The organism is Sphingomonas jeddahensis, from assembly GCF_001981525.1.
GTDB lineage: Bacteria > Pseudomonadota > Alphaproteobacteria > Sphingomonadales > Sphingomonadaceae > Sphingomonas > Sphingomonas jeddahensis.
The window spans coordinates 198,956-213,810 of the sequence record NZ_MPSB01000003.1; the positions used below are offsets into that span (position 1 = coordinate 198,956).

Here is a 14,855-nt window from a genome sequence, read left to right on the forward strand (position 1 = left end):
ACGGGCGCATGACACTGCGATCGGCGCTGATGAAGCTGGTGCTGCAGGAGGACCTGAATTTCCTCATCACCAACCGCCTGCCGCGGCGCTTCGCGACCAAATTGGTGGGTCGGCTGGCGCGGGTGGAGCATGCCGCCGTGCGCGCGCCGATGATCGCGGCGTGGCGGTTCTTTTCGGGCGTCGACCTGAGCGACTCGGCCACCATGCGGTTCCGGTCCTTGCGCGAGGCGTTCATTCGGCCGCTGAAGTCCGGTGCGCGCGCGTTCGCTCCCGATCCGGCGGTGATTGCCAGCCCGTGCGACGCGATCGTGGGGGCGCACGGCGCGATCGAAGACGGTCGCGTCTATCAGGTAAAGGGCTTCCCCTACCGGCTCGACGAACTGGTGCCCGATGCAGCGTTGGCGGCCCGCTTCGCTTATGGCCGGTTCGTCACACTGCGGCTAACGGCTGGCATGTACCACCGCTTCCATGCGCCGGCGGACCTGTCTGTGGAGGCGGTAACGTATCTTTCTGGCGACTGCTGGAACGTCAATCCGATCGCGCTCAAGCGGGTGGAGCGATTGTTCTGCCGTAACGAGCGTGCGGTGGTCGAGACGCAACTAGCGGACGGCACGCCGATGCTGCTGGTGCCGGTCGCCGCGATCCTAGTGGCGAGCATCCGGCTGACGTTCCTCGATACACCCGCGTTGCTGCGCGAGCGGGGGCCGGGGCGGGTGACGTGCGACGCGCGGCTGGCCAAGGGCGAGGAAATGGGTTGGTTCGAGCACGGATCGACGATCATCGCGATCCTGCCGCGCGAGGCGGAACTGGCGCCGGGTCTGGTGGAGGGACAGCCGATCCGCGCCGGCGAAGCGCTGGCACAGTTGTAACCGTCACTCCGAACTTGATCCGGAGTCCCGCTGCCTTGCCCCGTCAGAAGAAGAGGCGGGATCCCGGATCAAGTCCGGGATGACGAGGGTAGGTTAGGCCACGACTTGTTCCCCGCGCAGCAAACGCCCTGGCGTGCGGCCGGTCCATTCGCCCCCCGCAAAGGTCGGCACACCCGATTTTACCGTCCAGCGGTAGCCGCGCGGCTGCTGGAGCAGGCGGGTGCCGCCCGCCGGCAGATCCTGCACGATTTCGGGCGGCGCGAGCGCGAGATCGTCGAGCGCGATGATGTTGAGGTCGGCGAGATAGCCCGGCGCCAGCACGCCACGGTCGTGCCAGCCGACATGCGCGGCATTGCGCTGTGTATAGCCGTGGATCAGCCGCTCGAGCGGCGTCGACAGCCCGGCCTTGTTGCCGCGTGACCAGAGCGCGACAGTGGTGGTCGGGAAGCTGCCGTCGCAGATCGTGCCGCAATGCGCGCCGCCGTCCGATAGGCCATAGAGCACATGGTTGCCGGTCATCATGCCGTGAACATCGTCCAGATTGCCACGTGCATAGTTGATCAGCGGCATGTAGAGCAGGCGCCGTCCGCCTTCTTCCATCAGCGCGTCATAGACGTAGGCCGCCGGATCGACCCCGGCGCGTGCCGCCTCGGCGGCGATCGACTGGCTTTCGTGCGGCTCGTAATCGACCGGATCGGTCATGCGGAACATGCGCGAATAGCCGCGCGTGATGATCGCGATGAACCCCTCGGCGGCATGGAAGCCGGCGTGTTCGGCGAGAATGTCGGCGCGGACCTGCGGGTCGGCAAGCGCGCGGAGACGCTCGTCGATGCTCGCCGCTTGCGACGCGATGCGTCGATAGGTGGGGGATACCACGAAGGGGTTGGTGGTCGAGGCGAAGGACAGGATCGCCCCGATCGGGCGCGGCGCGACTTGCGCGCTGACCGGCAGGCCATCGGCGACCATCGCGTCGATCTCGCGATAGATGCTCTTCCAGCGATCGGGCGCGTCATCGGTCTGCTGCACGGTGAAGGAGACGCGGCGGCCGCTGGTTTGGGCGAGGCGGCGGATCAGCTGGAGCTCGGCGGCGGCGAAATCGTCGTCCGCCGTCAGGTACGCGTCGGAGATCAGCTGAATCACGCCTTTGCCGGTCTGTCGCAGCGCGGCGGCGATGCCGAGCAATTCAGGATCTTCCGCGGTGAGCGTGCCAATGTTGAGCCCGTCCCGGCTGCGGTGCGCATGAGTGCGCGAGGTGGAGAAGCCGAGCGCGCCGGCCTCCATCGCCTCGGCGGTGAGCTGCGCCATGCGGTCGACCTCGCCGGCGGTGGGGCGTTCCATATGGTCGCCGCCGCGATCGCCCATCACATAGGCGCGGAGCGCGGCGTGTGGCATGTGCGCGCCGAGATCCATCGTATATTCGCGCGCGCCCAGCGCATCGAGATAGTCCGGAAAGCTTTCCCAATTCCACGTCAATCCCTCGGCAAGCGCGGTGCCGGGAATGTCCTCGACGCCTTCGAGCAATTGGATCAACCAGTCGTGCTTGTCGGCACGCGCCGGTGCGAAGCCCACGCCGCAATTGCCCATCGCCGCCGAGGTGACGCCGTTGATCGACGAGGGGGCAAGGACATTGTCCCACGAGACCTGGCCGTCATAATGGGTGTGGATGTCGACAAAGCCGGGGGTGACGGCGCAGCCCTCCGCGTCGAGCGTCTCGCGCGCGGGGCCGGTGACGTCACCGACCGCGACGATCTTGTCGCCCTGCACCGCGAGGTTGCCGCGGAAGCGCGGGGCGCCGGTGCCGTCGACGATGGTGCCGTTCTTCACGAGCAGGTCGTACATGGGGGCTCTCCTAATCTGACGCCCGTTGCCTTGAGCGGATCGAGTTTTTCATCTCCGTTCGTCCCGAGCGAAGTCGAGGGACAAGCCCGAAGCGGCACGTACGTGGCCTGTCCCTCGACTATGCTCGGGAAAACGGGGAGGGGTGTGGCGGGAGCCGTGACGTGGTTCATCGCGGCAGCTTCAGGATGCCGGCGGCTTCGTTCGGCGTGGCGACCGGGCGGCCGGCTTTCTCTGCAAGCGCGACCACCTCCTCGATCAGCTCGAGATTGCCCGGCAGACGCTCGCCGCCGAAATCCTCGAGGCCGACGCGGACGTGGCCGCCGCGCTCGATCGCCAGCTGCGCGAGACCGGTTTCGACCACATCGTCGCCGATCGCGGCGACCGCCCAGGGCAGCGTCGAGCCTTCGAGCAGCTCAAGGTAAGCGTCGAGCGCCCGCTCGGTCGGCGGCAGGCCGAAAGTGATCTCGCCTCGCTTGCCATCGAGGAAATTGTAGCGTCCGCCGAAATAGAGCTTCACGAACGCGCCAGCGGGGAGCTTTCCGGCTTTCTCATAGGCCAAAGTGGTGCGCAGCCAGCCGGGTTCGTAGATCGCGATCGCGGGGCCGAGCCGTTCCTGCTCGTGCAACTGAGCGAGCCACGCGATGTCGCGATAGGTGGTGGCGTAGAGAACCGACGCGCCCGGCAGCCCGTCCGGCCCCTGTGTGCCGAGGTTGACCGATCCCGGATCGAACGCGCCCATGCGGACGCCAGCCCGCGCGAGCTGGCGGTAGTGGCCGAAGCGCGCCTCGACGTCGGGGCCGGTGGCCACGGTACCCCACAGGATCGCGTCGGGGCGCTGGGCGAGTATCGGGGCGTAGGCCTCCAGATAGCGATTGGCGGACGCGTCGCCGGTCAGGTCCATGCGTTCGATGTGCGTGTGGACGATGGCGGCGCCGGCATGCATCGCGGCGAGCGCTTCGCTGGTGAGTTCCGCGGGAGTGATCGGCGTGTTGGGGTTGCGGGACTTGGGAGTGGCGCCGTTCAGCGCGGCTTCGATGATCAAAGGTTGCATACGCCTCTCCGTTCGTCCCGAGCGAAGTCGAGGGACGGGTTCCGGGCGAGGGTGCCTCGACGTTGCTCGGCACGAACGGGGAGGAAAGTGGCGCTCATCTCAGGTCCCACTCCGTTCGTACTGAGCTTGTCGAAGTACGGACCACGAGCGATGTCGTGGGGGCACGCCCCCTTCGGCGGAGCTCGGGACAGGCGTCGACAGGCTCAGGGCGAACGGGGGGAGTAAGGCGATCTCGCCCGCGCACGGCGACATCCCGGCCTTGCGGCGGGATCCAACCGTCCCTGCGCACTGTCGTTCGCTCTTCCAGCGGCAGCGTTCGCGGCACCTTGGATCCCGGCGCAAGGCCGGGATGACGGAAGATCGGTGGCGTTGCTCCGATCTACTCGAAGGCTCGGCTAACTGGCTTGCCGTGTCGCCCATCTTACGCCGCGACCGCTTCGGGCGTCGGTGCCGGTTGCCGCCCGCGGATCAGCTTGCCCGGCAGCGCGTCGGTCGCTTCACCATTCCGGTAGATCACCTGCCCCGACTTAATCGTGGCGACATAGCCCGACGCCTTCTGCATCAGCCGCCGCGCGCCGGTCGGCAGGTCGTACACCATATACGGCTTGCCCAGTTCCAGCGCGTCGAAGTCGATCACGTTGACGTCGGCGAGATACCCCGGCGCGAGCAGGCCGCGATCGTGGAGGCCGACCGCTTTCGCCGTGTCGAGCGTCTGCTGCTTCACGGTCTCGGCGAGATCCAGCAACGGCCCGCGGGTGCGGTCTCGGCACCAATGGGTCAGCATGAACGTCGGCAGGCTGACGTCGCAGATCGCGCCGACATGCGCGCCGCCATCGGACAGGCCCGAGAGCGTGTTGGGATTGGTGATCATCGCATGGACGTTGTCGAGATTGCCCTCGACGTAATTGTGCATCGGGAAGAACAGGAACGCGCGGCCCTCATCCTCGAGCAAAGCGTCATAGACGAGTTCGTCGGGGTGGACTCCCTGCCGCTCGGCCTCGGCAGCGAGGCTGGTTGCGGGATCGGGCTCGTAATCGACGCGCTCGCCGATGCGGAACATCTTGTGCTGCGCGCCGGCGACCGAGTTGACGAAGGGGTGGTCCTTCTCGGGCATCTCGGCGATCAGCCGCGCGCGATAGTCGGGGTCGCGCATCCGAGCGACCTTCTGGTCGAGCGGCAGGTCGGCGATCTCGCGATAGCTCGGCCGGCTGATGAAGGGGTGGACCGAACCTTGTAGGCCAAGCATCAGCCCGACCGGGCGGCCGGCGATCTGCGCCTTGAGCGGATATCCCTCGGCAACCGAGGCATCGAGTCGCTCGGTCAGTTGGCGCCACTGGTTGGGGACGACATCGGCCTGGACCATCGAGAAGCTCAGCGGCTGGCCGGAAATCTTCGTCAGGTCGCGCACGAGGCTGAACTCCTCGTCCATTTCCTGGAAATCGGACACCCATTGCAGCACGCCGGTGCCGGCATCGGCGATGCCGCGGGCGATCGCCTCCATTTCCTCGCGCGCGGCGCGCACGGTGGGGGTGAGGTCGCCGTCGGCGGTGCGGTGAACCATCGTGCGGGTGGTGGAGAAGCCGAGCGCGCCGTCACGCAGCGCTTCCGCCGTCAGCCGGCGCATTTCCTCATTCTCTTCCGGCGTGGCGGGATCGCGGTTCGCGCCGCGTTCGCCCATCACATAAACGCGCAGCGCGCCGTGCGGCACCTGCACCGCGACGTCGATGTCGTGCGGCAGCTTGTCGACCGCGTCCATATATTCGCCGAAGCTTTCCCACTGCCACGATAGCCCTTCGTGAAGCGCGGCGCCGGGGATGTCCTCCACACCCTCCATCAGGCGGATCAGCGTGTCGTGATCCTGCGGGCGGACCGGCGCGAAGCCGACGCCGCAATTTCCGACGACAACGGTGGTGGCGCCGAGCGTCGAGGAGGGATCCATGCGCGAGGCCCAGGTGATCTGGCCGTCATAATGGGTGTGGATATCGACCCAGCCGGGAGTGACGAGCTTGCCGCTGGCGTCGATCTCCTGCTTGCCGCCGCCGCTGACGGTGCCGATTGCGGCGATTCGACCGCCCTGAATCGCGACGTCGCCGCGATAGGGGGCGCCGCCCGAGCCGTCGACGATCGTGCCGCCCCTGATCACCAGGTCGTACATCGCACCTCTCCATATGTCTTTTGCCGCGATGGTGACTTCTGCGATGGCGTGAGGCAAGGAGATTCGAACAACTGACTTAGGAGCGGGTGATGGCGACACGGGCGTTGGAGCGGGTGAGCGACAGCGATACGTTGGAGGCGCTGCTGCGCGAGCGGCGTTCGGTACGGGGCTTCCGGCCCGATCCGGTGCCCGCCGATCTTCTGGAGCGCGTGATGGACATGGCACAGCTCGCCCCGTCGAACTGCAACGTCCAGCCGTGGACTGCGCATGTCGTGTCGGGCGAGGCGGCGGAGCGAATGCGAACGGTGCTGCACGACGCGGCGAAGAGCGGCACCAAGATGACGCCGGACTTCCCGCTGACCGGTGCCTATCCGGGCCACTATCGCGGGCGGCAGATCGATGCGGCGAAATCGTTGTTCGCCGCCACCAACGTGGCGCGCGACGACGTGCCGGCGCGGACCGAATCGTTCCTGCGCAACTTCCGCTTCTTCGATGCGCCGCATGCGATGTTCCTGTTCATCCCGGCCTGGGCGGGAATGCGCGAAGCGGCGGATTGCGGGATGTACGCGCAATCCTTCATGCTAGCGCTGACCGCCAATGGCCTGGCGTCCTGCGCGCAAGGGGCGCTTAGCCATCATGCCGAGATCGTGCACCGCGAGCTTGGCGTGGGGGAGGACCAGAAGCTGCTGTTCGGGATCGCCTTCGGTTACGAGGATGCCGCGCATCCGGCCAACGCGGCGCGGACGGTGCGCGACAAGGATCACGTGCTGCACGGGTGAACGGCGCATACACCGGTACCTTCGTCATTCCCGCGAAGACGGGAATCCATAGACGCTGACGTCGGTTGCTCTCGCGAGACCTGCGCGTATGGATCCCCGCCTCCGCGGGGATGACGAGCGAGAAAAGAGCTGTCTCTCCGCCAAACGCTTCCCCCGTACTCCACAAGCGACTATGGCCAGTTCCCATCCGATGACCCAAGCGTCGCCCCTTCTGCCGCCAGCCGACTGGCGCGATTTCCTTGCGCTCACCAAGCCGCGCGTGCTGACGCTTGTTGTCTTCACGGGGCTGTGCGGGATGCTGGCCGCCCCGGTGCCGATCCATCCGGTGCTTGGCTTCACCGCAATCCTGTGCATCGCGCTGGGTGCAGGCGCGGCGGGGACGCTCAACCAGTGGTATGAGGCGGATCTGGATGCGCTGATGAAGCGCACCGCTGGGCGGCCGCTGCCGGCGGGGCGAATGGAGAAGCAATCCGCGCTGCATTTCGGCGTGGGGCTAGGCGCATTCTCGGTCATTCTGATGGGGCTGGCGCTGAACTATGCCGCCGCCGCTATTCTGGCCGTGTCGATCCTGTTCTACGTGCTGATCTACACCGTGTGGCTGAAGCGGCGGACGCCGCAAAACATCGTCATCGGCGGGGCGGCGGGGGCGTTTCCGCCGCTGATTGGCTGGGCTGCTGCGACGGGCGAAGTGGCGGCGCTGCCCGTGCTATTGTTCATGTTCGTGTTTCTATGGACACCGCCGCATTTCTGGGCGCTCGCGCTGTTCGTGAAGACCGATTATGCCAATGCCGGCGTGCCGATGCTGCCGGTTGTGGCCGGCGAGAAGGTGACGCGGCGGCAGATCGGGCTGTACACCATCCCGATGGCGTTGGCCGCCGTGGCGCCGTGGCCGTTGGGGCTCACGGGTGTGATCTACGGCTTAGTGTCGCTCGCGATGACGGCATGGTTCGGGTGGCTGGCGTTGCGCGTCGCGACTCGTACGACGGGCGCGGACGATGCGATGCTGCCCGAAAAAGCCCTGTTCAAATATTCGATCCTGTATCTTTTCGTGGTGTTCGGCGCGCTGGTCGTCGATCGGTGGGTAGCATGATGAACGATGATCGCGATCTTGTGCGTCGGCGACAGAAGAGCCGTGCGGTGGTTACGGCGGTGCTATTAGGGGCGTTCGTGATCCTGGTGTTCGCGATCTCAATCGTGAAGATCCAGCAAGGGCTGACATCCAGATGATCCGCGTCTTTTCCGGCAATCAGCGCGTCGCCGCACTTGCGGTGCTGGGCATCTGCTTGATGACTGGGCTCGCGTTCGCCAGCGTGCCGCTTTACCGCATGTTCTGCCAGGTGACCGGCTTTGCCGGGACTACACAGCGCGGGCTGACGGCGCCCGGCGCGGTCGGCGGCCAGATCAAGGTCGATTTCGACGCAAACACCAACGCACGCCTGCCGTGGCGCTTCGCTCCAGAGCAGACGAGCCACACGGTGGCGATCGGCGCGCGCACCATGGCCTTCTTCAACGCCACCAACCGCGCCGCCGTGCCCGTCACCGGCACCGCTACGTTCAACGTGACGCCGCTGCACGCGGGCAAATATTTCACCAAGATCGAATGTTTCTGCTTCACGCAACAGACGCTGAAGCCTGGCGAGTCGATCCGTATGCCGGTGATCTACTTTGTCGATCCGAAAATCCTTGATGATCCCGACGCGCGCGATATCGACACCATCACGCTCAGCTACACGTTTTACCCGGTAGATTCGGACAAGACGGCGAGCTAAGCGAGGCAAAATAGCGTATCTACAGGGGAGCCCGATGGCCGGCGCCAAGAACCACGATTACCATATCCTGCCGCCGGATCCCTGGCCGCTGATCAGTTCCTTCTCGGCGCTGGCGATGGCGGCGGGCGGCATCATGTGGATGCACGGCAGCCATGTCGATAAGCCCAACGGCGGCGGCTGGCTGTTCTTGGCTGGCCTTGCGGCGGTGCTGTTCTCGATGTTCAGCTGGTGGCGCAACGTGATTCGCGAAGGGCGCGCAGGCGATCACACGCCGGTGGTCCAGCTTCACTTCCGTTACGGCATGATCCTGTTCATCGCTTCGGAAGTGATGTTTTTCGTCGGCTGGTTCTGGGCCTATTTCGACTTTGCGCTGTTCCCCGACGCGATCGCGTTCGTCGATGGCGCCGTTGAGCGCGCGACTGAGGGTGCAGCGTTGGTGGCGCAATGGCCGCCCAAGGGCCTTGAAGTCATCAACGCCTTTGAACTGCCGCTGCTCAACACGCTGATCCTGCTGCTGTCGGGCACCACGGTGACCTGGGCACACCATGCCTTGATCCACAACCAGCGTGGCGGCGAAAAGCGCGGCCTGTGGGGGGCGCTGGGCGTCGGTGATCGCGACGGCGTGCTGAAGGGCCTGTGGCTGACGATCCTGCTCGGCCTGCTGTTCAGCGGCATCCAGGCCTATGAGTACATGCACGCGCCGTTCCCGTTCAAGGGCAACAATTATGGCGCGTCTTTCTTCATGGCGACTGGCTTCCACGGTTTCCATGTGATCGTTGGCACGATCTTCCTGATCGTCTGCTTGATGCGCGCCTATAAGGGTGATTTCACCCCGAAGGGCCATTTCGGCTTCGAGGCGGCGGCCTGGTATTGGCACTTCGTCGATGTGGTGTGGCTGTTCCTGTTCGTCTCCATCTACATCTGGGGCGGCTGGGGCGCGCCGGTGCACGGCGGCTGACGCTGACGTCGAAAACGACGGTAATGGCGGGCGCGGTTCCTCTGGAGCCGCGCCCGTCGGCTTTTGGGGAGATGCGCGGATGAGGCGCTGGCCGCTTGTGCCGACGGTGATCGTCGGGATCTGCGTTGCGGTGATGATCGGGCTGGGGCTGTGGCAGTTGCTGGTGCGACTGCCCGAGAAGGAGGCGCAACTGGCGCAACTCGCCGGCAATCCGGCGCGCCCGCCGGTGGCGTTTCCCTCCGTGCCTGATGACCGACTGCTGTTCCGGCGCACCTCGGCCATGTGCCGGGAGGTCGGGGGCATCACGCGGGCGGGTGCCGGCAACGCCGGCTATCGGCTGATCGCCAACTGCCGAGCCGGCGCCGAAGGGCCTGGAATAAAGGTGCAACTCGGCACCACACGCGATCCGACAAAAATGGTGCGCTGGAGCGGTGGCGCGGTGAGTGGCTGGATCAGCCACGCGCCCGATGCGACACCGATGATCGCCAAGCTGTTTAGCCATGTGCCGCAGCCGATGCTGCTGGTGGCAGATCAGCCCGCACCGGGGCTCGAGGCGAACACGCGGCCGGATATCGGATTGGTGCCCAACAACCACCTTGCCTATGCCGGCCAGTGGTTCTTTTTCGCGCTCGTGGCAGCGGTGATCTTTGTCATCGCAGTGCGGCGGCGGCACGCCGCTCCCGCGTCGCGCCGGACTTGATCCGCGGTCCCGCTTGTTCTTCTGACGGCGGGGCAAGGCAGCGGGTCCGGGTCAAGCCCAGGTGATGAGAGATAGTTGTGTCAGCCACCATGCCCCGCTAACCGGCACGTCCATGCGCTACATCAGCACCCGCGGGGTTGCCCCGACGCTCGACTTCCGCGGCGCGACGCTGGCCGGGCTGGCGTCGGATGGCGGCCTTTACGTGCCCGAACAATGGCCGACGCTGTCGCGGGACGAGATCGCGAGCCTCGCCGGGCTGTCCTATCCCGAAACGGCAGTGGCGGTGATGCGGCCTTTCGTGGGCGATTCGTTAACGCGCGAGGAACTACGCGCGCTTTGCGAACAGGCGTATGGCCGCTTCGCGCACGCGGCGGTAACGCCGCTCAAGCAGCTCGACCACGATCATTGGCTGCTGGAGCTGTTCCACGGACCGACACTGGCGTTCAAGGATGTGGCACTGCAGCTGCTCGGGCTGTTGTTCGAACGCTTCCTGACCGGCGACACGGAAGGGCCGCTGACGATCGTTGGGGCGACCAGCGGGGATACCGGATCGGCGGCGATCGATGCGGTGGCAGGTCGCGCGGGGATCGACATCTTCATGCTTCATCCCGCCGGCCGGGTGAGCGACGTGCAACGCCGACAAATGACCACGGTGCTCGCGCCCAACGTCCACAACATCGCCATTCGTGGTGATTTCGACACGGCGCAGGCGCTGGTGAAGGCGATGTTCAACGATCCCGGCTTCTCGGGTCGGTTCCGGCTCAGCGCGGTAAATTCGATCAACTGGGCGCGGTTGATGGCGCAGGTGGTCTATTACTTTTACTCGGCGGTACGGCTGGGGGCACCCGAGCGGGCGATCGCCTTCAGCGTGCCGACGGGCAATTTCGGCGACGTCTTCGCAGGCTATGTCGCGGCAAAGATGGGACTGCCGGTTGCCAAGCTGATCGTCGCCACCAACGTCAATGACATCCTCCACCGCGCGCTGTCGGCTGGCGATTATTCGTCGGCGACGGTGGTGCCGACCGCGACGCCGTCGATGGACATCCAGGTGTCGTCGAATTTCGAGCGACTATTGTTCGATCTGGGCGGGCGCGATGGCGTGGCGCTGGCCACGCAGATGCAGGGCTTTGAAGCGTCAAAGGCGATGCGGCTCACCAACCTCCAGCATGAAGGCGCGGCGTCGCTGCTGACCAGCGCGAGCATCGATGCCGACGGCATGGCGCTGGCGATGCGCTGGGCGCAGGAGCAGGCAAACGAAGTGATTGACCCGCATACCGCCATCGCGCTTGCGGCTGCGCGGGAGGCGGCGGTGGACGCGCCGATGGTGACGCTGGCGACGGCGCATCCGGCCAAGTTCCCGGAAGCGGTGGAGCGCGCAACGGGGATGAGCCCGGCGCTGCCGGGCCGGGTAGGCGACCTGTTCGAGCGCCAGGAGGTGTTCGATACGCTGGACGCTACTTTTGGCGCGGTGAGCGACTATATTGCGGAACGCGCCACGCCCAGGGGCTAGCGCGTATCCTCTCACCCGTTCGCCTTGAGCTTGTCAAAGGACGTGTCATGTGCGGTGCCGCCTAGGGCACGTGCTTCGACAGGCTCAGCACGAACGGTCGTTGTGCAGCACCTTCTATCCGAGACCTGACATGCCATCCCCCCGCCGCACCTTCGCGATCATCTCGCACCCCGACGCCGGCAAGACGACGCTGACCGAAAAGCTCCTCTACGTCGGCGGCGCGATCCATCTCGCCGGCGAGGTGAAGGCGCGCGGGGCCAACCGGCGCGCGCGATCGGACTGGATGAAGATCGAGCAGCAGCGCGGCATCTCGGTCACATCGTCGGTGATGACGTTCGAGAAGGACGGCGTGTTCTTCAACCTGCTCGACACGCCGGGCCACGAGGATTTCAGCGAGGACACCTATCGCACGCTGACCGCGGTCGATTCGGCCGTGATGGTGATCGACGCGGCGCGCGGGATCGAGGCGCAGACGCGCAAGCTGTTCGAGGTGTGCCGCCTCAGGAACGTGCCGATCATCACCTTCGTCAACAAGGTCGATCGCGAAGGCCGGCCTGTGTTCGAGCTGCTCGACGAGATCGCCGACGTGCTGGCGCTTGACGTGTGCCCGATGAGCTGGCCGGTCGGCATGGGCGGCACGTTTGAGGGGATCCTCGACCTGGCCACCAACCGCATCAGCCGGCCCGATGGTGACAGTCGCACGTTCCAAGGCCGCACCGAAGACGCACCGCAACTGCCCGCCGACGTCGCGGAAGAGATCGAGCTGGCCCAGGCCGGCTACGCGTCGTTCGATGCCGAGGCGTATCGCGCGGGTGACCTGACGCCGGTATATTTCGGCTCCGCGCTGAAGGATTTCGGCCCCGCCGAGCTGATCGCCGCCCTCGCCGAGTTCGCTCCCCCACCACGCCCGCAACCAGCTGAGCCGGCACCAGTGCAGCCGGACGAGAAGGACGTCACCGGCTTCGTCTTCAAGGTGCAGGCCAACATGGACCCGCAGCACCGCGACCGGATCGCGTTCATGCGGCTGTGCTCGGGCACGTTCAAGCGCGGCATGAAACTGACGCCGACCGGCCATGGCAAGCCGATCGCGGTGCATTCGCCGATCCTGTTCTTCGCGCAGGATCGCGAGATCGCCGACGAGGCGTTTCCGGGCGACATCATCGGCATCCCCAACCATGGCACGCTGCGGGTTGGGGATACGCTGAGCGAGAAGCCGGGCGTGCGGATTACCGGCCTCCCAAACTTCGCGCCGGAAATCCTGCGCCGCGTGGCGTTGAAGGATCCCACCAAGACCAAGCAGTTGCGCAAGGCGCTTGACGATCTGTCTGAAGAAGGCGTGATCCAGGTTTTCTATCCGGAGATCGGATCGAACTGGATCATCGGCGTGGTCGGGCAGCTCCAGCTCGACGTCCTGCTGTCGCGGCTGGAGGCGGAATATAAGGTCGGCGCGAACCTCGAAGCATCGCCCTTCGACACCGCGCGGTGGATTTCCGCGAGCGATCCGGCGGCGTTGAAGGAGTTCATGGACCTGAACCGCAGTGCCTTGGCCAAGGATCGCGACGGCAACCCGGTGTTCCTGGCGAAGAGCGCGTGGGAGGTCGGCTATATCGCCGATCGCTACAGCAAAGTGACGTTCGCGGCGACGCGGGAGCGCTGAGGGCGGCGAGCGGGCACACCACGCTCGTTCGTCCTGAGCTTGTCAAAGGACATGCAACAGGCGCTGCGGTCCCGGCACGCGCTTCGACAGGCTCAGCACGAACGGGGGAGGGGACGCACGCGCCCGACTCTGCTAGAGGACACGAATGGCCGAACGCTTTGAACGACATCGCCAGCCGTGGCGCCCCGACGAGATCCAGAAGCTGCACATGCTGGCCAAGAAGGGCATGGCGCTGAAGGCGATCGCCAAGGCGCTGACCCGTAGCGAGGAGTCGGTGAAGGAGCAGGCGAAGAAGGACGGGCTGTCGATCGCCAAGCTGCACTGAGCGAGCAATGAAGAATTATGACGCGATCGTGCTGGGGGCCGGCGCGGCGGGCCTGATGTGCGCCGCGGTCGCTGGGCAGCGCGGCAAGCGCGTGCTGGTGATCGACCATGCCGAGAAAGCGGGAAAGAAGATCCTGATTTCCGGCGGGGGGCGGTGCAATTTCACCAACACCGGCACCGCGCCCGATCGCTTCCTGTCGGCCAACCCGCATTTCGCCCGCTCGGCGCTGGCGCGCTACACGCCCGCGGACTTCCTCGGGCTGGTCGAGCGACATGGGATCGCCTGGCACGAGAAGACGCTGGGGCAGCTGTTCTGCGACGGCAGCGCGCGGCAGATCGTGGCCATGCTGCTCGATGAGTGCGACAAAGGGGCGGTGGATTTCGCTTTCGGGCGGCCGGTCGGCGCGGTGGATCATGCCGACGGGCGATTTCGAATTGGCGACGCGCACGCGCCGGCGCTGGTGATCGCGACGGGCGGGCCGTCGATCCCCAAAATGGGGGCGAGCGGCTTTGCCTATGATCTCGCGCGGCATTTCGGGCTGAAGGTGGTTGAGCCGCGGCCCGCATTGGTGCCGCTGACGCTGGGGGGCGACGATCCGTTTCGTGCGCTGGCCGGGGTTGCGACCGGGGTGGTGGCACGCGCGGGCAAAGCGGCGTTTCGGGGGGCGATGCTGTTCACGCATCGTGGGCTGTCCGGGCCGGCGGTGTTGCAGGTTTCGTCTTACTGGCGGCATGGCGAGCCGATCGTGGTCGATCTGCTGCCCGGTCGCGATGAGGGCTGGCTGCGCGATGCCAAGCGGGCGACGCCGCGGGCGAGTGTCGGCAAGCTGCTGGCAGGCGCAGTGCCGCAGCGGCTCGGCGAGGCGCTGACTGGCGCATTGGGGCTTAGCGGCGAACTGGCGAACCTGCCCGATGCGAAGCTCGCCGCGGCGGAGCGGGCGCTGGCGGAGTGGCGCTTCCTGCCCAGCGGCAGCGAGGGGTTCGCCAAGGCCGAGGTGACGGTAGGCGGCATCTCCACGGCGGAGCTTTCGTCGCAGACCATGGAAGCGAAGAAAGTGCCGGGGCTGTATGTGGTCGGCGAGGCGGTGGACGTTACCGGCTGGCTTGGCGGATATAATTTCCAATGGGCCTGGGCGAGCGGCTGGGCGGCGGCGCAGGCGCTTTGAAGCGTGCCGCCCTTACCATCATCACACCACGGATCGTGCGGCAGGCGCCGCGCGTATTGCTCCCACCATACACCATCG

General features: G+C 66.1%; 13 protein-coding genes. 10 read left to right on the forward strand and 3 right to left on the reverse strand.

The genetic code is table 11. From position 1 onward, the window contains the following. Positions 1 to 8 precede the first annotated feature (8 nt). The gene (gene asd, locus SPHI_RS04970; RefSeq protein WP_076743785.1) at positions 9 to 869 is read left to right on the forward strand and encodes an archaetidylserine decarboxylase; all 861 of its coding nucleotides are present in this window, start codon (positions 9 to 11) and stop codon (positions 867 to 869) included. A gap of 93 nt (positions 870 to 962) precedes the next feature. On the opposite strand, the gene SPHI_RS04975 is transcribed toward asd, so the two are convergent. The 3 genes from SPHI_RS04975 to SPHI_RS04985 form a co-directional block, all read right to left on the reverse strand. After that, entirely contained in the window at positions 963 to 2,708 is a 1,746-nt protein-coding gene (locus SPHI_RS04975; RefSeq protein ID WP_076743786.1) for an N-acyl-D-amino-acid deacylase family protein, read from the reverse strand. 166 nt (positions 2,709 to 2,874) lie between these two features. Further along, on the reverse strand, positions 2,875 to 3,759 hold the full coding sequence (locus tag SPHI_RS04980) for a BKACE family enzyme (RefSeq protein WP_076743787.1): 885 nt from the start codon (positions 3,757 to 3,759) through the stop codon (positions 2,875 to 2,877). Between the two features lie 421 nt (positions 3,760 to 4,180). After that, on the reverse strand, positions 4,181 to 5,914 hold the full coding sequence (locus SPHI_RS04985) for an N-acyl-D-amino-acid deacylase family protein (RefSeq protein WP_076743788.1): 1,734 nt from the start codon (positions 5,912 to 5,914) through the stop codon (positions 4,181 to 4,183). 89 nt (positions 5,915 to 6,003) lie between these two features. Between SPHI_RS04985 and SPHI_RS04990 the strand changes: the two genes are divergently transcribed. From SPHI_RS04990 to SPHI_RS05030, 9 genes are all read left to right on the forward strand, one after another. Then, entirely contained in the window at positions 6,004 to 6,693 is a 690-nt protein-coding gene (locus SPHI_RS04990) for a nitroreductase (RefSeq protein WP_076743789.1), read from the forward strand. A 172-nt stretch (positions 6,694 to 6,865) separates the two neighbouring features. Next, complete coding sequence (locus SPHI_RS04995; RefSeq protein WP_076743790.1) at positions 6,866 to 7,783, forward strand: heme o synthase; 918 nt, start codon at positions 6,866 to 6,868, stop codon at positions 7,781 to 7,783. Positions 7,784 to 7,916: 133 nt separating this feature from the next. Next, positions 7,917 to 8,462 carry a cytochrome c oxidase assembly protein gene (locus SPHI_RS05000; protein WP_076743791.1) on the forward strand — a complete coding sequence of 182 codons (546 nt, stop codon included), beginning with the start codon at positions 7,917 to 7,919 and terminating at the stop codon, positions 8,460 to 8,462. Between the two features lie 34 nt (positions 8,463 to 8,496). Next, positions 8,497 to 9,420: a cytochrome c oxidase subunit 3 gene (locus SPHI_RS05005; RefSeq protein WP_076743792.1), complete on the forward strand. Its 924-nt coding sequence runs from the start codon at positions 8,497 to 8,499 to the stop codon at positions 9,418 to 9,420. Positions 9,421 to 9,499: 79 nt separating this feature from the next. Continuing rightward, the gene (locus SPHI_RS05010; protein WP_076743793.1) at positions 9,500 to 10,120 is read left to right on the forward strand and encodes an SURF1 family cytochrome oxidase biogenesis protein; all 621 of its coding nucleotides are present in this window, start codon (positions 9,500 to 9,502) and stop codon (positions 10,118 to 10,120) included. 112 nt (positions 10,121 to 10,232) lie between these two features. Further along, positions 10,233 to 11,630 (forward strand): threonine synthase, encoded by a 1,398-nt coding sequence (gene thrC, locus SPHI_RS05015; protein ID WP_076743794.1) that lies wholly within the window; start codon positions 10,233 to 10,235, stop codon positions 11,628 to 11,630. Positions 11,631 to 11,760: 130 nt separating this feature from the next. After that, entirely contained in the window at positions 11,761 to 13,287 is a 1,527-nt protein-coding gene (locus SPHI_RS05020) for a peptide chain release factor 3 (protein WP_076743795.1), read from the forward strand. Between the two features lie 145 nt (positions 13,288 to 13,432). Beyond that, positions 13,433 to 13,612 (forward strand): hypothetical protein, encoded by a 180-nt coding sequence (locus SPHI_RS05025; protein WP_076743796.1) that lies wholly within the window; start codon positions 13,433 to 13,435, stop codon positions 13,610 to 13,612. A 7-nt stretch (positions 13,613 to 13,619) separates the two neighbouring features. Continuing rightward, positions 13,620 to 14,777 (forward strand): BaiN/RdsA family NAD(P)/FAD-dependent oxidoreductase, encoded by a 1,158-nt coding sequence (locus tag SPHI_RS05030; protein ID WP_076743797.1) that lies wholly within the window; start codon positions 13,620 to 13,622, stop codon positions 14,775 to 14,777. The last annotated feature ends 78 nt before the right edge of the window (positions 14,778 to 14,855 follow it).